At 70.0% G+C, this 18,028-nt stretch carries 17 protein-coding genes; all 17 read right to left on the reverse strand.

The features are described from left to right. Window positions 1-5: 5 nt before the first annotated feature. Genes gap through efp form a run of 17 tightly spaced genes read right to left on the reverse strand, consistent with a single transcriptional unit; the run spans window position 6 to window position 17,835 of the window. Complete coding sequence (gene gap / locus FJY74_03945) at window positions 6-1,010, reverse strand: type I glyceraldehyde-3-phosphate dehydrogenase (GenBank protein ID MBM3307457.1); 1,005 nt, start codon at window positions 1,008-1,010, stop codon at window positions 6-8. A 58-nt stretch (window positions 1,011-1,068) separates the two neighbouring features. Then, window positions 1,069-2,121 (reverse strand): 6-phosphofructokinase, encoded by a 1,053-nt coding sequence (locus FJY74_03950; GenBank protein MBM3307458.1) that lies wholly within the window; start codon window positions 2,119-2,121, stop codon window positions 1,069-1,071. Window positions 2,122-2,176: 55 nt separating this feature from the next. Next, window positions 2,177-2,899, reverse strand: coding sequence for a ComF family protein (locus FJY74_03955; protein ID MBM3307459.1), 723 nt, complete (start codon window positions 2,897-2,899; stop codon window positions 2,177-2,179). Window positions 2,900-2,935: 36 nt separating this feature from the next. Next, entirely contained in the window at window positions 2,936-3,727 is a 792-nt protein-coding gene (gene lgt / locus FJY74_03960) for a prolipoprotein diacylglyceryl transferase (GenBank protein ID MBM3307460.1), read from the reverse strand. Further along, window positions 3,727-4,950 (reverse strand): rod shape-determining protein RodA, encoded by a 1,224-nt coding sequence (rodA, locus tag FJY74_03965; GenBank protein MBM3307461.1) that lies wholly within the window; start codon window positions 4,948-4,950, stop codon window positions 3,727-3,729. The genes lgt and rodA overlap by 1 nt, the downstream gene beginning before the upstream one ends. After that, complete coding sequence (mrdA, locus tag FJY74_03970; protein ID MBM3307462.1) at window positions 4,951-6,795, reverse strand: penicillin-binding protein 2; 1,845 nt, start codon at window positions 6,793-6,795, stop codon at window positions 4,951-4,953. It abuts the gene before it with no gap. Further along, a complete protein-coding gene (mreD, locus tag FJY74_03975; protein MBM3307463.1) occupies window positions 6,779-7,276 on the reverse strand; it encodes a rod shape-determining protein MreD in 498 nt (165 codons plus the stop codon). The genes mrdA and mreD overlap by 17 nt, the downstream gene beginning before the upstream one ends. Further along, window positions 7,277-8,143: a rod shape-determining protein MreC gene (mreC, locus tag FJY74_03980; GenBank protein MBM3307464.1), complete on the reverse strand. Its 867-nt coding sequence runs from the start codon at window positions 8,141-8,143 to the stop codon at window positions 7,277-7,279. Window positions 8,144-8,152: 9 nt separating this feature from the next. Further along, the gene (locus FJY74_03985) at window positions 8,153-9,196 is read right to left on the reverse strand and encodes a rod shape-determining protein (GenBank protein MBM3307465.1); all 1,044 of its coding nucleotides are present in this window, start codon (window positions 9,194-9,196) and stop codon (window positions 8,153-8,155) included. A 23-nt stretch (window positions 9,197-9,219) separates the two neighbouring features. Beyond that, window positions 9,220-9,891, reverse strand: coding sequence for a DNA repair protein RadC (radC, locus tag FJY74_03990; protein ID MBM3307466.1), 672 nt, complete (start codon window positions 9,889-9,891; stop codon window positions 9,220-9,222). 47 nt (window positions 9,892-9,938) lie between these two features. Continuing rightward, entirely contained in the window at window positions 9,939-11,333 is a 1,395-nt protein-coding gene (rimO, locus tag FJY74_03995; GenBank protein ID MBM3307467.1) for a 30S ribosomal protein S12 methylthiotransferase RimO, read from the reverse strand. 43 nt (window positions 11,334-11,376) lie between these two features. After that, window positions 11,377-12,132 carry an outer membrane lipoprotein carrier protein LolA gene (locus FJY74_04000; protein MBM3307468.1) on the reverse strand — a complete coding sequence of 252 codons (756 nt, stop codon included), beginning with the start codon at window positions 12,130-12,132 and terminating at the stop codon, window positions 11,377-11,379. Next, a complete protein-coding gene (locus tag FJY74_04005; protein MBM3307469.1) occupies window positions 12,095-14,695 on the reverse strand; it encodes a DNA translocase FtsK 4TM domain-containing protein in 2,601 nt (866 codons plus the stop codon). The genes FJY74_04000 and FJY74_04005 overlap by 38 nt, the downstream gene beginning before the upstream one ends. Then, window positions 14,676-15,413 carry a 2-phosphosulfolactate phosphatase gene (locus FJY74_04010; GenBank protein ID MBM3307470.1) on the reverse strand — a complete coding sequence of 246 codons (738 nt, stop codon included), beginning with the start codon at window positions 15,411-15,413 and terminating at the stop codon, window positions 14,676-14,678. Before FJY74_04010 ends, FJY74_04005 begins: the two co-directional genes overlap by 20 nt. 1 nt (window position 15,414) lies before the next feature. After that, the gene (gene accC / locus FJY74_04015; protein ID MBM3307471.1) at window positions 15,415-16,782 is read right to left on the reverse strand and encodes an acetyl-CoA carboxylase biotin carboxylase subunit; all 1,368 of its coding nucleotides are present in this window, start codon (window positions 16,780-16,782) and stop codon (window positions 15,415-15,417) included. Between the two features lie 19 nt (window positions 16,783-16,801). Further along, on the reverse strand, window positions 16,802-17,257 hold the full coding sequence (gene accB / locus FJY74_04020; GenBank protein MBM3307472.1) for an acetyl-CoA carboxylase biotin carboxyl carrier protein: 456 nt from the start codon (window positions 17,255-17,257) through the stop codon (window positions 16,802-16,804). 20 nt (window positions 17,258-17,277) lie between these two features. Beyond that, on the reverse strand, window positions 17,278-17,835 hold the full coding sequence (gene efp / locus FJY74_04025) for an elongation factor P (GenBank protein ID MBM3307473.1): 558 nt from the start codon (window positions 17,833-17,835) through the stop codon (window positions 17,278-17,280). Window positions 17,836-18,028 lie beyond the last annotated feature (193 nt).

The raw sequence follows: 18,028 nt of genomic DNA on the forward strand, positions 1-18,028 counted from the left end.
TGCCCTCAGCGCTTTGCAACGAGCTTCATCATGTCGACCATACGCGCGGCGTACCCCGCCTCGTTGTCGTACCAGCCGAAGACCTTCAGGAAGTCCCCGTCCAGGACCTTCGTGAGCAGGCTGTCGAAGACGCAGGAGTGCGTGTCCCGCACCACGTCGATCGACACGATCGGGTCCTCGGTGTACTTGAGATAGCCCGCGAGCGGCGGCGTCTTCGATGCCTTGAGGAACGCCGCGTTCACCTCCTCGGCCGTCGTCTTCTTCGAGACCTGCACGACGAAGTCCACGAGGGAGCCGTCGGCCGTCGGGACGCGGACCGAGAGCCCGTCGAGCCTGCCCTTGAGCTCCGGCATGACCATGGCGATCGCCTTCGCGGCGCCCGTCGTCGTCGGGATCATGGACACCATGGCGGCCCTGGCCCGTCGCAGGTCCTTGTGCGGGAAGTCGAGGATGCGCTGGTCGTTCGTGTAGGCGTGGATGGTCGTCATGAGCCCCCTGACCACGCCGAAGTTCTCGTGGAGGACCTTGATCATCGGGGCGGCGCAGTTCGTCGTGCAGGAGGCCGTCGAGATGACGTGGTGCTTCGCCGGGTCGTAGGCCGCGTCGTTGACGCCCATCACGATCGTGACGTCGGGTTCCTTCCCGGGCGCCGAGATCATCACCTTCTTCGCGCCGGCCTCGAGGTGCTTCGACGCGCCCGCGCGGTCGGTGAACTTCCCCGTGGACTCGATGACGACGTCGATGCCGAGGCTCTTCCAAGGGAGGGCCGCCGGGTCCTTCTCGGAGAACACCTTGATCCTCTTCCCGTCCGCGACGATGGCGTCCGCGTCGTGCGACACGTCCTTCCGGAAGATCCCGTGCACCGAGTCGTACTTGAGCAGGTGGGCGAGCGTCTTCGCGTCGGTGAGATCGTTGATCGCCGCGACCTCGAAGTCTCTGTTGGACAGCGCGAGACGCAGGACGAGCCTGCCGATCCTGCCGAATCCGTTGATCGCGTACCTGAGCGCCATGTGCCATGTCCTCCGTGTCCCCGGGCCGCCCGGACCGCCGCGCGGCCTGCCCCCGGGCCTAGCCGAAGAAGGTCCTCGCCACCTCGAACAGCTCGCTGTCGACGCGCTTGAGGCTCTGGGTTCCGTGGGAGATCTCGATGGGGATGACCCGGTCGCCTTGCAGGCTCACCATCTTGCCGAACTGCCCGCTGTGGACTAGGTCCGCCGCGACGACGCCGAAGCGCGAGCCGAGCACCCTGTCGAATGCCGTCGGCGTCCCGCCGCGCTGCACGTAGCCGAGGACCGACACGCGCGTCTCGTAGCCGGTCCGCTTCTCGATGGCGCGGGCGAGCTTCGTGCCGATGCCGCCGAGTCTCACGTGCCCGAAGGCGTCGGTCCCGCCGTGCGTGACGACGAGGCCGGCCTCTCCCCCGTCGTCGTCCGCGTCCTTCGGGAACGTCGCGCCCTCGGCGACGACGAGGATGCTGAAGTTCTTGCCGCGCGAGTGGCGGCGCCCGATGACCTCGCAGATCTCGGCCATCGTGAAGGGCACCTCGGGGATGAGGATCAGATCCGCGCCGCCGGCGATGCCCGCCTTCACGGCGATCCACCCCGTGTGCCTGCCCATCACCTCGACGACCACGACGCGGTTGTGCGACTCGGCCGTCGTGTGGAGGCGGTCGATGGCCTCGGTCGCTATGTGGACCGCGGTGTCGAACCCGAACGTGTAGTCGGTCCCGGCGATGTCGTTGTCGATCGTCTTGGGGACGCCGACGACCGGGAGACCGTCCTCGTGGAGCCTGCAGGCCACGCCGAGCGTGTCTTCCCCCCCGACCGCGATGAGACCGTCGAGCCCCTGCTTCTTGAAGGTCTGGTGGATCTTCTGCGGGCCGCCGTCGACCTTGAACGGGTTCGTCCGGGACGTCCCCAGGATCGTGCCTCCCCGCGGCAGGATGCCCGACACCTGGTCGTTGCCCAGGGGGATGGTGTTGCCCTCGATCATGCCGGCCCAGCCGAACCGGAACCCGACGACCTCCCCGCCGTACTTCCCGATCGTTCGCCGCACGATCGCCCTGATCACCGCGTTCAGTCCGGGGCAGTCTCCGCCGCCCGTCAGCACGCCGACGCGCATGGTCTCCTCCGAGTGGATGGCATCCCGCACGACCCCGGGCGGGTCGAGGCAGGTATCATAGCCGCCCCCGCGGCGTCTTGTCAACCAGCTTGGCCCCGGCGACGGCGAAGCACTCGCAGGAGGCGCCGGCCCGTCGGAGGGCCGAGGCCGCCGACGCCAGCGTCGCGCCGGTCGTGACGACGTCGTCCAGAAGCAGAAGCCGCGTCCCCTGGAGGGCGCGCCCTGCCGCGAAGGCGCCGCGCACGTTCCGGATCCGGTCGGCCCGGCTGAGGTCGGTCTGGGTCCTCGTGGGGCGGGCGCGCCTGAGCCATGCGGTCTGCACCGGCGCGCCCGCGAAGCGGGCCAGGCCGCCGGCGATGAGATCGGTCTGGTTGAAGCCCCGCTCTCGGAGTCGGACCGGGTGGAGCGGCACCGGCACGATGGCATCCACGCCGGCGCCCGGCAGGTTCGCCACGAGCGGTCCGATGATCGCGGCGAGCGTGTCCGCGACCCCTCTTCTTCCCTGGTACTTCAGGGCGTGCACGAGAGCTCTCGCCGGTCCGTCGAAGTCCAGAGCGTACGCCGCGAACTCCGTCTCCGGGCGCGGCGCGTCCTCACCGCCCTCGAGCGTCGGCAGCGGCAGCGCACGCGGCGCCGCCGGCCGCAAGACGAGCCGGCAGCGCGCGCAGAGGTCGCGCTCGCCGCCCTCGAGCGGCGTTCCGCACACGAGACACGCGTCGGGAAGCACGAACGCGAGCAGCGCCCGGCCGATGCGCGCGCAGGGGCCGACGAGGTCCATCGTGATGCCCGTTTCCCTGGGGATCCCGGGGTCGGTCTACCTGGAGTCGCCCGGCCGCGCGCGGCGCCGCCGCGCCGTCACGACGAGCGCCGCGACCGCGACGGCCACGAGCGCGATCCCGATGGCCTGGTTCGTCGTCAGTCCCGTCGCGCCGATCATCGAGACCTGTTCGTAGTGCCGCAGCGGGTCGATGAGGAACCGCGACACGGCCAGCAGGATGAGAAGGAGCCAGAGGAGGAACCCGTCGAAGGGCTTGCGCCGCTCGACGGCCAGAAGCACGGCGAACACGCCGAGAGCCGCGAGCGACTCGTACAGCTGTGTCGGGTGCACGGCGACCCCCGGCAACTCGTGCGAGGCGATCGAGCCGGGGCCGAACGTGACGGCCCACGGCAGAGCGCAGGCCTTCCCGAAGCAGCACCCGTTCATGAAGCAGCCGATCCTCCCGATCGCCACGCCGAGCGCCACGGACGGCGCGAGGAGGTCGGCGCCGCGCCACGGCGAGACCTTCCTCCTGGCGAAGAACAGAAGGCCCGTGACGACGCCGGCCGCGATGCCGCCGTACTGCGCCAGGCCGCCGTCCCAGAGCCTGAAGACGCCGAGGAGGTCATCGCGGAAGTAGTCCCAGTGGACGGCCGCGTAGGTGGCCCGTGCGCCTGCTATGGACGCGATGATCACATAGAACGCGAGGTCGATGACGATGTTCGGGTCGAGCCCGGCCGCGCGCGCCCGCCTCCTCCCCAGCAGAATGCCGGCGATGAACGCGACGGCCAGCGCGACGCCGTAGCTCCGGATGGGCCACGAGCCGACGTGGAAGAGGATGGGTCGCATCAGTACTCCATTCGCCTGATGCCCATGCCGAGCACGACGCCGATCGCCCCCAGCGTGACCAGGAGCGACGTCCCCCCGTAGCTCAGAAGGGGCAGCGGCATGCCCGTCACCGGGCTCATGCCGAGCGTGACGCCCACGTTCACCGCGGACTGGACGAACAGCATGCTCGCGATGCCGACGATCACGAGGCCCGCGAAACGGTTCCTGGCCTGCGCGGCGAGGCGGAGCATCCTGAGGACGAGGTAGAGGTAGAGCGCCAGCACGACCGCGCACCCCAGGAAGCCGAACTCCTCGCCGAGCACCGAGAAGATGAAGTCCGTGTGCTGCTCGGGCAGGAACGCGTAGTTCTTCTGGGTTCCCTGCAGGAATCCCTTTCCGAACGCCGAGCCGGATCCGATGGCGATCTTCGACTGGATCAGCTGGTATCCGGTGCTGAAACGGTACTTCTCGGGGCTCAGGAATGCAAGGACGCGGTGCCTCTGGTACTCCTCGAGATGCGCCCACAGGAGCGGACTCACGCGCCCTGCCACGACGGAGGCGGTGAAGACCACCACCTTGTCCGTGAGCAAGACGCGCGAGAGATAGAGAAGGCATGCGAGCGCGCCGAGGAACACGAGCCACACCACAAGATGGAACGCGAGGACCACGCTCAACGCAGGCGCGAGCAGCAGGAGGATGACGACCGGACGCGCGCCGGCCCAGTAGAGCATGGGAAGCAGAATGAGCGGGAACATGAGTGAGGTTCCGAGATCCGGCTCACGCAGCACGAGCCCGAAGGGGATGAGCGTGATGACGATGGGCACGACGAGGTGCGTCGCCCTCTCGAGCTTGGTCTTCTTCCGCGCGAGCCAGCGGGCGAGAAGCAGGATCATCGCGTACTTGGCGAGCTCGGACGGCTGGAAGCGCAACACCCCCAGATCGAGCCAGCGCCGTTCCCCCATCTTCCCCACGCCCACGAAGAGCACCGCGACCAGAAGGGCCATGGCCAGGCCGTACAGGAGGGGCGCGAGGATCTCGAGCGTGTCCTGCGGCACGAAGAGCGCTCCGACGAGCGCCGCGAGCCCGAGGACGGCGAAGACGGCCTGCCGCTGTGCCAGTCCGCTCAGCGAGGCGTCGGCGGCGCCCCGCGTCGCGCTGTAGACCATCACGATCCCGACCGCGACGAGCGCGAGCGCCGCGGCGAGGAGACCCATGTCGAAGTCCCTGAGCCGTCGCCGGTCCATTCAGTCGCTCTCCTCGACGGCGGGCTCGGGCGGGCCCGGCGCTTCCACCGGGACGTCGAGCCGGAAGTAAGCCCTCATCACGTCCCGCGCGATCGGCGCGGCGATGGCGCCGCCTCCCCCGGCGTTCTCGACCAGGACGGCGACGACGATCTTCGGGTCCTCGGCCGGCGCGAACGCCGCGAACCAGGCGTGGTCCTCTCCGTGCGGGTTCTGCGCCGTCCCCGTCTTGCCCCCGACTCTCATCCCGGGGATCCTCGCGCGCCAGCCCGTTGCGTACGGGCCCTCCACGGCGCCCACCATCGCTTCCCTCACGGTCCGCAGGGTTGCGTCGGAGTAAGGCAGTTCGTAGCTCACCGCCGTCCGCGCGGTGCCGAGCACGCGGCCCGACGGCGACTCGACCTGCTTGAGGACGTGAGGCCGGTGCGCCACGCCGTCGTTGACGATCGCGCTCACGAGGCAGGCAACCTGGATCGGCGTCATGAGGATCTCGCCCTGGCCGATGGCCAGATTGACGACGACGCCTCTGCTCCACCGACCCTTCCCGTACCGCTTGTCGTACCACTCCGGCGTCGGGACGTTCCCTCTCGCCTCACCGCCGACATCGATGCCCGTCCGGATGCCCAGGCCGCTCCGCTCCGCCCAGTTCATGAGCGTCGCGACGCCGAGGCGAACGCCGAGCGTGTAGAAGTAGGTGTCGCAGGACTGGACGATCGCCGGGATGAGGTCGAGCGTGCCGTGGCCCTCGGGCTTCCAGCACCTGAAGGTCCTCGTCCCGAGGCGGAAGCTGCCGGGGCACGTCACGCGGGGCGACGAGGTCGTGATGGTCCCGGTCGCGAGGCCGGCGGCCGCCGTCACGACCTTGAACACGCTGCCCGGCGGGTACATGGCCTGGAGCGCGCGGTTGAAGAGCGGATGCCTCGGCGACCGCGACAGGGCGTTCCACTCGCGGGCGGACAGCCCGTACGACAGGAGATTCGGGTCGGGCGCGGGGCGCGACGCCAGCACGAGTGTCTCGCCCGTCCGCGGATCGAGGGCCACGACGGCGCCGGATCCGTGCAGCGTGAGCGCCTCCTCTGCCGCGCGCTGCGCGGGCGCGTCGATCGCGAGCACGAGCGTGTTGCCGGGCCTCGCCTCGACGACAGCCCCGCCGCTCCACGGGTAGAGCTCGCGGCCCGAGGCGTCGCAGACCCAGTACTCGCCGCCGTCCCATCCCCTGACCTGCAGCTCGTAGCGCTTCTCCGCCCCCGCCTTGCCCACGACGTCCCCGGAGGAGTACCCGAGCGCGCCCATGGTCTCGACCTCCGATCCCGAGATCTGGCCGACGTAGCCGAGGGCGTGCATCGCGAACTCGCCGGCCGGATAGCGGCGGGTCGCCGTGACCTCCACCTTCACCCCGGGGAGCTCGAACCTGCGCTCCTCCACCCGAGCGACCTGCTCAAACGTCGCGTCGGCGACCAGCACCACGCTCCCGAAGTACCTCGATCGAGCCTCCCTGAGCTTCTCGATCACGAGGGAGCGGTCGATCTCGAGGAGGCCGGCGAGGGCGTCGGCCATCCCCTCGTCGTCGCGGCTTCGCGTCTTCGACAGCGTGATGGACAGCGACGCCCGGCTGTCGGCGAGGACCTCCCCGTTGCGGTCCTTGATGACGCCGCGCGGAGCCAGGACCGGGAACCCCTGCACGTAGTTCTCGCGCGACAGGTCGCTGTAGAAGTCACCGCGGGCGAGCTGGAGCCATCCGAGCCTGCCTGTGATGAGCACGAACAGCAGCAGGACGGCGAGCTGCAGATGCCGCGCGCGCCTCGCCCTCGTGTCCGTGCCGCTCTGATGCTCAGTGACGCGCGCCACCGGCGATGGCCCTCCAGTTCCTGGCGAGGGCGATGAAGTAGACGATGCTCCCGAGAGCAGCCGTGTAGAGCCCGCCGGGGACGCCGAACCGCAGCAGGAAGCGGCCGAAGAGGTCCAGGTGGTTCCTGTAGTAGGCGATGTAGTAGATCGCGTCGTGCATGAGCGAACCGGCGAGGAGGACCATGCACTGGACGAGCGCGTTCGTTCTGACGAGGCGCGACCAGAGCGCCGACACGGCGAAGGCCGTCGCGGAGAGCGAGAGCGCGTGGAGTCCCAGGTACTCGGGCATGGCTGCGTCGGCCGCAAGACCGATCGCGAACCCGGTGATGGTGGCCGCCCTGGCGCCCATCACGAGGCTCGTGTAGACGATCGCGAGCACGAGGAAGTCGGGCCTGGCGCCCGCGATCTCGATCTCGGGAGCGAGCGCGGCGTCGAGCACGACCGCGGCGAACGCCAGGAGGACGAGGCGGAACGCGCGCACCTATCCGCTCCTCTCGGGGGTGGGCTGCGCGGCTTCCCGGACGGCCGGCCGCTGCGACCGTCCGCCCAGCACGACGAAGACCTGCTCGACCGTCGAGGGGTCCACCGCAAGGTCGAGACGCACCGTCATCGTGAGGGGGCCGTCCTTCACGGATCGCACCGTCCCGACGGTGATGCCCGGCGGGTAGACACCGCCGAGGCCCGACGTGACCACTCTGTCCCCGACGGCGACGTCGGAGCGCGTCGGCACGTACTCCATGTTCCAGCTGGCAAGCTCCGTGACGCCCACGTACCGTGGACGGACGATCCCCCGCAGGCGGTTCCTCTCCACGATGACGCTCACGGCCGACGAGGCGCTGCCCAGCGGCTCGACGAGCGCGCGCCCGGGGAACACGCGCACGACCTTGCCGATGAGCCCGCCGGGCACCACGACGGCCATGCCGACGCCGACGCCGTCGGTGATGCCGCGGTCGATCTCGATGCGCTCGATGATCCTCCCCCCGGGCATCCCGATGACCCGCGCGGGGAGCATCCGGAGCTTCTCCTCCTCCGGGAAGCCGACGAGCGCGCGCTGCAGCTCGCGCAGCCGCCTCGCCTCCTCGCGGTACTCCACGAGCGCCGCGCGCTCCGCTTCCAGCTCCACGACCATCCGCATGAGCCGCGCGTTGTCCTCGCGAACGGCGCCGAGCTCGGTGACGGTGGCCGCGAGCCGCTTGAACGGACCGAGCGTCGCGGCGGAGACGACGGTGGACACGCCGTCCTTGAAGGTCTGGGGCGTGAGGAGGAGAGCGAACGACGCGAGGACGCAGATGACGAAGGTGGAGAGCTCGGGCCTCTCCCTGAGCAGCTGGGCGACCTGTGCGAGCATGCCTTCGTCCTACCTCTTCGCGGACTTCATCAGGACGGGCTCGTAGTGCGAGATGTTCTCGAGGATCCGGCCGGTGCCGAGCACGACGCAGGTGAGCGGGTTCTCGACGACGTTGACGGGCAGCTTCGTCTCCTCGCGCAGGAGCGTGTCGAGACCCCTGAGCAGCGAGCCGCCGCCCGTCATCACGATGCCGCGGTCCACGAGGTCGGCGGCGAGCTCGGGGGGCGTTTCCTCGAGCGAGAGCTTGAGCGCCTCCACGATGGCCGAGATCGGTTCCTGCAGGGCCTCGCGGATCTCCTCGGACGTGACCTTGAGCGTCCGGGGCACGCCCCCGACGAGGTCGCGCCCCTTGACCTCCATCTCCATCTCCTGCTCCAGCGGGTAGGCCGACCCGACGCGGATCTTGATCTGCTCGGCCGTCTGCTCGCCGACGAGCAGGTTGTAGCTGCGCCTGAGGTGGTTCATGATCGCCTCGTCCATCTCGTCGCCGCCGATGCGGATGGACGTGTGGTTCACGATGCCGGACAGGGCGATCACGGCGATCTCCGTCGTGCCGCCGCCGATGTCCACGATCATGTTGCCGGAGGGCTTCTCGACGGGAAGGCCGACGCCGATGGCCGCCGCCACGGGCTCGGCGACGAGGAAGACCTCCCTGGCGCCCGCGTGCTCGGCGGAGTCCTGCACGGCACGCCGCTCCACCTCGGTGATCCCGGACGGCACGCAGATGATCATCCGCGGCCGCACGAGGAACCGGCGCCGCTGGACCTGCAGGATGAACTCGCGCAGGAGGTCCTCGGTGCCGTCGAAGTCGGCGATGACCCCGTCCTTCATGGGGCGGACGGCCTTGATGCCGTCCGGGGTCCTGCCCAGCATCTCCTTGGCTCTGGTCCCCACCGCCACGACCCTGCCGGTGGCCTTCTCGATGGCGATCACGGACGGCTCGTTCAGGACGACGCCTCTGCCCTTCACGTAGACGAGCGTGTTGGCGGTCCCGAGGTCGATCGCCACGTCGTTGACGAGTCCGAGAAACGAGTCGAAGAGCATCTCCGCCATCCGTTCTTGAGCCGCGCGTCGCGTCAGAGATGACCGAGCTCGCGCATGCTCACGAACCCCTGACTGCCGAGAACGACGTGGTCGAGCACCTCGATGCCCAGGATCCGTCCGGCCTCGGCCAGTCTTCGAGTGACCAGAAGGTCCTCGCCGCTCGGGTCCGGAAGCCCGGACGGGTGATTGTGCACGAGCACGATGGCCTGCGCGCTCTCGCTCACTGCCGCCTTGAACACCTCGCGCGCGTGCACCACGGAGGTGTTGAGAGACCCGATCGAGATCGTCCTCACTCCGAGGATCCGGTTCTTGGTGTCAAGAAGGACCGCCCGGAAGTGCTCCCTGTCGAGCGCCGACATCTCGGACATGAAGATGTCGGCGACGTCCTCGGGCCCGGACACGTATCGCTTCGGTCTGCGCCGATCGGCGACGCTCGCCCGCCTGCCGATCTCCCACGCCGCCTTCAACCGCGCCGCGGCCGAGCGCCCCACGCCGCGGACCGTGGCCAGGGCGGACGGCGCCTCGCGCAGGACGCCGCTTAAGGTCCCGAACCTGTCGAGCAGCGCCAGAGCGACGTCACCGGGCGGCGTGGCTCCCGTGCTTCCCGCGACGACCGTCGCGATGAGGTCCGCGTCGGTCCACCCCAGCGGCGGGACGGTGCCGATCCCTCCGCTCCACGAGCGCGCCTCTTCCCTTCCCCTCACCCCCGCCTCCCTGGCCGCGCGAACCTACCACGCCCGCCGCGCGCTCTTCAAGATGTTTCTCCCCCGGCCGACCGGGACGAAGGCTCGCCTGCCTCGCCTCGCCCGGGGCCACGGTCCGGCTCCGCCGGCGCGACCGTCGCCGCCCTGAGGTCCATCCCCGAGACACCGGTGACCCTTGCCCGCACGAACGCTCCCGGCGACGGGCCGCCGTCGGAGCCTCTCAGGAGCACCCTTCCGTCGATCTCCCACGCCTGTCCGGCCGTGCGGCCCTCGGCGCACGCGCCTCCGCTGTCCACAAGCACGGTGACCTCGCTGCCGACGGCCCTGGCGTTCCGCGCGGCGGCGACCCGTGACGCCGCGTCCACCAGCGCTCGCGCCCTGGCCGACGCGACCTGGGGGGGCACACCGGACGGCATCGAGGCGGCCGGCGTTCCCGGCTCGGGCGAGAACTCGAACACCGCCAGCCAGTCGACGGCACCGGTCCGCACGAACGCGAGAAGCTCCTCGAACTCCCGCTCCGTCTCTCCGGGGAACCCCGCCATCACCGAGCTTCGGAGGGTGACCCCCGGGATCGCCGCGCGCAGCCGCTCGAGCGCCGCCCTGACCCCGCCTCTCACCTCCGTTCGTCCCATGGCCCTGAGCACGCGGTCCGACACGTGCTGCACCGGCACGTCGAGGTACGGTACGACGCCGCGCAGCGACGCCATCGCATCGACGAGCTCGTCGGTGATCCTGGCGGGGTGCGCGTAGAGCGTTCGTATCCACGGGACGCCCGTCGCGGACACGCGCCTCAGGAGCTCCGGCAGACGCGCCGACGGAGCAATGTCCGTGCCGTACGCGGTCGTGTCCTGCGCGATGAGGTTCACCTCGCGAACGCCGAGCTCGAGCAGCGACTCGACCTCGGCCACGACGGAGTCGACGGGACGGCTGCGGAGCGCGCCCCGGAGCGACGGGACGGTGCAGTAGGAACAGCGGTTGTCGCATCCCTCCGCGATCTTGACGTAGGCCAGATGGCGCGGCGTGGCGAGCACGCGGGGGCTTCGGTGGTCGTAGACGGTGGTCGGCGTTGACACCAGGCGGGGCGCCCGCCCCTCGGCGACGCCCTCAAGGGCGCGCGCGATGTCGAGGAAGTGCGAGCAGCCGACAACGCCGTCGACACCCGCCAGGGCGCGCTCCGCGGCCGGATCGCGGCGCTGGGGCAGGCAGCCCGCCGCGATGACCCACTTGACCCTTCCGGCGTTCCTGAGGGCGACGCACTCCCCGATCACGCGGCGCGACTCGTCCACCGCCGACGAGATGAAGGCGCAGGTGTTGATCACGACGGCGTCCGCGGCGCGCGGATCATCGACGAGCCGATGACCGGCCTCGTCGATCAGGCCGAGCATGACCTCGGCGTCGACGAGGTTCTTCGGGCAGCCGAGCGTGATGAGGGCCACCTTCATGGGGAAGACCTGGATGGGGCCGGCGCCGCGACCGCGCGCCGTGTCAGAACGGCGAGCCTTTCATCAGCGTCGCGCCGGGCGGGCGGCGCAGGACGAAGTCGCCGTCGGAGACGTTCACGTCGAACCGCGACGCGAGGATCCTGTACGTGGTCCTGTCGCCGGAGGTGGCGACGGCCGTGAGCTGCGTGAGCGCGTCCGTGCCCGCGTCGATGGTGGCCAGGACGCGCGCCGGCTCTCCGTAGAGCGGGCCGGGCTTCAGGTTGACAACGCGCAGGCCGTCCGTTCGCCGGTCGGCTTCGGCGAACGGGAACCGCGGGTCCGGCTCGTACGCGCGAAGGAGCCTCGGGGGGTCGAGCGCCACGTCCGAGGAGTCGATCCCGCCCACGAAGAACTGGGCCGTCTGCGCCGTGTAAAGGCGCATGCTGTCGCCCGTGACGACGATCCTGCTGCCGTCCTCATACCGGACGGCGACGCTTCCCGGGCGCCGGTACACGAGCGTGCCGCGCACGACGGTCGTCGAGTCCGCGAGCGCCCAGAAGGTCTCCTGTTCGAAGTCGAGGCGGTACGAACGGGCCGCCTCGTACCTCGCGAGCGCGGCCCGCACGACGCCTCGCGCCTCGGCGAGCGCGGCCGACGGCTCCGCGGCCGCGGCGTCCTCCGCCGCTCGGAGCCCGAGCCACGCTCCAGCCGACACCGCGAGCGCCACGGCGAGCGCGAGGGCGGCGCGGCTGCCGGGCGCCGCGCCGCGGCCGAGCGCAAGGTCAGTGCTCGTGGTCCTCGTCGTGGTCTTCGTCGTCATCCTCGTCATCGTCCTCGTCGTCGTCGTAGGTGATGTCCTCTTCCTCGTACTCGTCCTCGTCCTCGCGCTTCGGCTGACGCTTCTTGGCCGGGACCTCCTCGTCATCTTCCGGCTCGTCGGGGTCGTCGTCGTGGTGCTCCTCCCAGGCATCGCCGACCTCGGCGTCCTCGTGGACGATCTCGTCCTCCTCGAACACGTCGTCCTCGTCGGCGGGGATGCGCCCCTTGGCGGCCGGCGGGCGCGGCCCCGGCTTGCGCGCGGCCGTCTCGAGGTACTCGGGCCCGACGAGCACGTCGCGGCACTTGCTGCCCTTGTACGGCCCGACGACGCCGTTCATCTCGAGCAGGTCCATGAGGCGCCCCGCCCTCGCGTACCCGATCGACAACCTGCGCTGGAGAAGCGAGGTCGAGCCCATCTGCGTCCCGACGACGATCTCGAGCGCCTTGTCGAACAGCTCGTCCTCCTTGGCGGCCGCCAGCTGCGCCACGCCCTTCTCGTCGTCGAAGTCGAAGGCGTAGGCGGGCTTCCCCTGGCGGCGGAGGAACGAGACGAGCCTGGCCGTCTCCTCGTTCGAGATGTACGCCCCGTGGAGGCGTATGGGGTCCGGCTTCCCCGTGGGGAGAAAGAGCATGTCGCCACTGCCGAGCAGCGTCTCGGCGCCGTTTCGGTCCAGCACGGTCCTTGAGTCGGTCATGGAGATCACCCTGAATGCGATCCTCGACGCGAAATTTGCCTTGATGACACCCGTGATCACGTCCACCGAAGGCCTCTGGGTCGCGAAGACGAGGTGGATGCCCACGGCCCTCGCCATCTGTGCCAGCCGCTGGACGGGCGCCTCGACGTCGCGCGGCGCCCGAAGCATCAGGTCGGCGAACTCGTCGACCACCACCACGACGTGCGGCAGTCTCGCCCGGTCCTCCGGGGCGAGCGCGTCCAGGTCTTCCTTCGCCTGGATGCGGTCGTTGAACCCGTAGATGTCGCGCACGGTGAGGGCGGACAGGATGTCGTAGCGCCTGTCCATCTCCCCCACGAGCCACTGGAGCGCCATGCCCGCGGGCTTGGCGTCGGTCACGACCGGCGCGATGAGATGGGGGACCCCCGCGTACCTCGGAAGCTCGAGCCGCTTGGGGTCGATGAGAAGGAGCCTCACCTGCTCCGGCGTCGAGCGGAAGAGGATGCCGGTGAGGAGCGCGTTGAGGCAGATGCTCTTCCCCGATCCCGTCGCGCCGGCGACGAGAAGGTGCGGCATCTTCGCGAGGTCGGCGCAGAAGACGCGCCCCGTCGTGTCCTTGCCGAGGGCGAGCGGGATCTCCGAGCGCACATGCTGGTAGGTCTCCGACGCCAGCACGTCCTTCAGGTACACGCTCGCGGGGTGCTCGTTGGGGATCTCGATGCCCACGGCGCCGCGCCCGGGGATCGGCGCGATGATGCGGATCGCCGTCGCCTTCATGGCGAGCGCGAGGTCGTCCTGGAGGTGCGCGATCTGTGCCACCTTGACGCCGCGCGCGGGCTCGATCTCGAACCTCGTGATGATGGGCCCCGGGTGCACCTGCGTCACGGCGGCCGTGACGCCGAAGTCCGCGAGCTTCTCCTCGAGGAGCTTCGAGCGCTCGAGGAGCTCCTCCCTGGACACCTGGACCCGAGCGGCGTCCGGCGGGTCGTCGAGGAGCGAGAGCGGCGGAAGCCGGAAGTCCCCGCCGGCGGCGGGCCGGGGCCTGGGGGCGGCCCTCGGCGCCCCGGAGGGCTCCGAGATGGTCGGCGCCCTGCGCGCCGGTCTGGCGGGCGCCGCGGCGGTCACGGCCGATGTCCCGGCTGTCGCCGGCGCGGCGTTCGCGGGTGGCGGCACCCGCCGCGCGGGCTGAGGTTCGGTGGCCGCGCGGATCTGAGGCGCGCGCGCCGCCTTCTCCGGCCTGCGCTCCTTCTGCCTGCCGCGTCCCCGGATCGCTCCGAGCAGCGCGGCCCCGGCGGACGCGGCGAGCCGCCCGAGCCCCGCGCCGAGGCGCTCGAAGGGCGTGAAGAGAACATCGATGTTGAAGTCCGTCGTGAGGAGCGTCACGGCGACCAGCACGCCCACGCCTGCGAGGAACGTGCCGACCTTCCCGATGTGGCGCGTGCCGGAGTCGGCGATGAAGGCTCCCACCACGCCCGACGTCGAGGCACCGCGCTCGCCCGCAACGAGGGCGATGAGCGCGATGACCGTCATCGCGACCGCGGCGAGGAAGACGCTCCTGAGCGCGAGCCGGGCCGCAGCCTCGCCGCGGACGCGGTTCCACCCCCACATCACGAGCAGCGCGGGGATGGCCCACGCGCCGATCCCGAGGAACTCGAACATCCAGCTCGCGATCTGGCGGTTCTGCACGCCGAGCCTGGTCGTCCAGACCTCGGGGCCGAGGTCGCGCGAGCGCACGAAGTAGACGTGCGTGCCGAGGCTGACCGCGATGAGGAGGCCGAGGAAAAGGAGCAGGACGCCGATGAGCTGGCGCCGGCGCTCGTCGCTCATGTGGTCGAACATCCCCACGCGCTTCCCTCCGCGCTCCTCGCCGTCAGCGGCGCGCGGCCTCACGCCCGGCGATCCTGCCGTCCGCGGCGACCGGGACCGTCGCGTACCTGTCGACGGTCGCGCAGAGGTCGAGATCGGCCGCAAAGCCCAGCTCGGCAAGCCGCCGGCCGTGCGCGCAGCTTCTCACGACCTCGCCCACGTCGGGCATGGCGGCCGCGAGGGCCCGTGCCGCCACGGCGCCGTCGTTCAGAACGAGCCGCGCCCGCGTCGCGCGGTCCATGCGCTCGACCAGCAGTCCGCCGCAGACGAAGTCCTCGAGCGAGAGCTGCCCCAGGTTGCCCGCGCACAGCACGGCAACGCCCTTCGGCCTCGCGGACACGAGATGGGCGGCCACGGCCGTCAGGTTCAGGAAGGACGCGATCACGATCTCCTTCGCCGGGGCGCTGCCGGCGATCGCGACCGTGCCGTTGCTCGTTGAGAGGATGATCGTCTTCCCCGTGACGACCTCGGGCGTGTACTCGAGCGGCGAGTTCCCGAGGTCGAACCCCTCGATCCTCTTCCCGTCTTGCTCGCCTCCGAGAAGCACGTTCTTCCGCCCGAGCGTGGGCACGAGCTTCTTGGCGTCCTCGACGGCGGCGACCGGGATGATCCGCTCGACCCCGTTCTCGGATGCCGTGACGATGGTGCTCGACGCGCGAAGGACGTCGATCACGACGACGTGCTTGCCCTTCGCGTGGGCCTCGGAGAGCTCCGACGCCTTGGTGTAGAGGGAGAGTTCCATGCTATCGCGCGATGACGATCCGCTCGCGCTCTCGCTTCCGCCTCTCGAGCGTGCCCGTGTCGAAGCGGCCGGCGCAGAAGTCCGCGTCGGCCATCATCTCGATGTGGAACGGGATGGTCGTGGCCACTCCCGTGATGACGAACTCCTCGAGGGCGCGCCGCATGCGCGCGAGCGCCTCGGCCCTCGTGCTGCCGTGCGCAAGGAGCTTCGCGATCATGGAGTCATAGTGCGGCGGGATCCGGTAGCCGGCGTACACGTGCGTGTCCACGCGGATCCCGGGGCCCCCGGGCACGTAGAAGTCCGTGACCGTCCCGGGGCAGGGGGCGAAGCCCCTCTCGGGATCCTCCGCGTTGATCCGGCACTCGATCGCGTGCCCTCGTAGCGCGACGTCGCTCTGCGCGAACTCGACCGGCTCCCCCGCGGCGATGCGGATCTGCTCCTTCACGAGGTCCACGCCCGTGACGAGCTCGGTGACCGGATGCTCCACCTGGATCCGGGTGTTCATCTCCATGAAGTAGAAGTCGCCTCGGGAGTCAAGCAGGAACTCCACGGTCCCCGCGCTCACGTAACCGATCTCCTGCGCGCCACGCGTGGCGGCCTCTCCCATCATCGCCCGGAGCTCCGGTGTCATGACGGGCGACGGGGACTCCTCGATGAGCTTCTGGTGCCGGCGCTGGATCGAGCAATCCCTCTCGCCGAGGTGAACCACGTTGCCGTACTTATCGCCGACGATCTGGAACTCGATGTGGCGCGGCTCCACGAGGAGCTTCTCGACGTACAGCTCGCCGTTCCCGAAGGCCGCCTCGGCCTCGCCCTTGGCCACCGGGTAGGCCGTCTCAAGCTCGCCGCGGCTCCACGCGACTCGCATGCCCTTTCCGCCGCCGCCCGCCGAGGCCTTGATCATCACGGGGTAGCCAAGCGTCTCGGCCGTCTCCGACGCGTGTCCCACGTCACGGACGATGCCGTCGCTGCCCGGCACCACGGGGACACCGGCCTTGGACATCACGCGGCGGGCCTGCGCCTTGTCTCCCATGAGGCGCATCATGCTCGCCGTGGGACCGACGAAGGTGACGCCGTGGACGCTGCACATCTCGGCGAACTGCGCGTTCTCCGCCAGGAACCCGTAGCCCGGATGGAGGGCGTCCGCGCCGGTGATCTCGCAGGCCGACAGAACGGCCTTCACGTTGAGGTAGCTCTGCGCGCCGGGAGCCGGACCAATGCACACCGCCTCGTCGGCGAACGCGACGTGGAGCGCGTCCGCGTCCGCCTCGGAGTGAACGGCCACCGTGGGGATGTCGAGCTCCTTGCAGGCCCGCATCACCCGGAGGGCGATCTCACCCCTGTTCGCCACGAGGATCTTGCGGAACATCGCTGCCCTCGGCTCCCCGTCAGTCGGGCCTCACGAGGAAGAGCACCTGTCCGTACTCGATCGGCTGAGCGTTCTCCACGGCCACCTTCTCGATCGTGCCGGACACGTCGGACTCGATCTCGTTCATGAGCTTCATCGCCTCGACGATGCCGACGACCTGCCCCTTGTTGACGCGATCGCCGCGCTTCGCGTACGGGGGAGCCTCGGGCGACGGAGCAGCGTAGAACGTCCCGACCATCGGCGAGACGACAGGCACGAGCCCCGAGTCGCTCTCGGCGGTCTCGGGCTCGGTCTCCTGCGCTGCCGCAGGGACAGCGCGGGCGGCAGGCTGGGGGAAGTGGACGATCTCGGGCTCCTGCGCGCGGGCGCCCGCCTTGACGATCCTGATCGTCGTCAGCAGCCCCTCGACGGTGAGCTCCTGGATCTCGCTGTCCTCGACGAGCCGTATGAGGTCCTCAACGCGCCTTCTGTTCATCGTACCTCCGGGTCCTGAGGCTAGACCCTGGACACGTACGCTCCCGTGCGGGTATCGACGCGGACCGTGTCACCCTCCTGGACGAAGAGCGGGACCTGGATCACGGCGCCCGTTTCAAGCGTGGCGGGCTTCGTGCTCCCCGACACGGTGTCGCCCTTCACTCCCGGCTCGGTGTGCTTGATCCTGAGGTCGACGAACGTGGGGAGTTCCACGAGGACGGGCTCGCTTCCGTCGAGCAGCATCTCAACGTCCATGCCGTCTTTCAGGAAGGGAGCGTTCTCGGCCCCCACGACGTCGATCGAGAGTGAATGCTGCTCAAAGGTGCCGTGGTTCATGAAGTGGTAGAAGCCGTCGTGGTAGAGGAACTGGGCCTTCGCCCTCTCCACGCGGACGTCCTCCACCTTCTCCCCGGCTCGCCACGTGACGTCCAGAACCCGTCCGGTCCTGATCTCCTTGAGCTTGCTTCGGACGAACGCCCCGCCCTTGCCGGGCTTGACGTGGAGGAACTCGACGATCACGAACAGCTTCCCGTCGCGCCGGAGCACCATGCCGTTGTGGAAGTCGTTGCTTGTTGCCATGCCTCTCCCGCCGCAGAGCGGCCATCACCGACGGCCGGACCGTAAGACACCTAGGCTACAACCTGCCCGAGCGGGCCGTCAACCTCCATGTTCCGCGCGCAGCAGACCCACGCGCGGGCGACGGCTCATCTCGGCGCGGCCAGGCTACGCCTGTACTCCTCCAGTCTCGTCCGCGCAGCGGCGTCCTCGGGTC

This window comes from Candidatus Effluviviaceae Genus I sp., from assembly GCA_016867725.1.
Lineage (GTDB): Bacteria > Joyebacterota > Joyebacteria > Joyebacterales > Joyebacteraceae > VGIX01.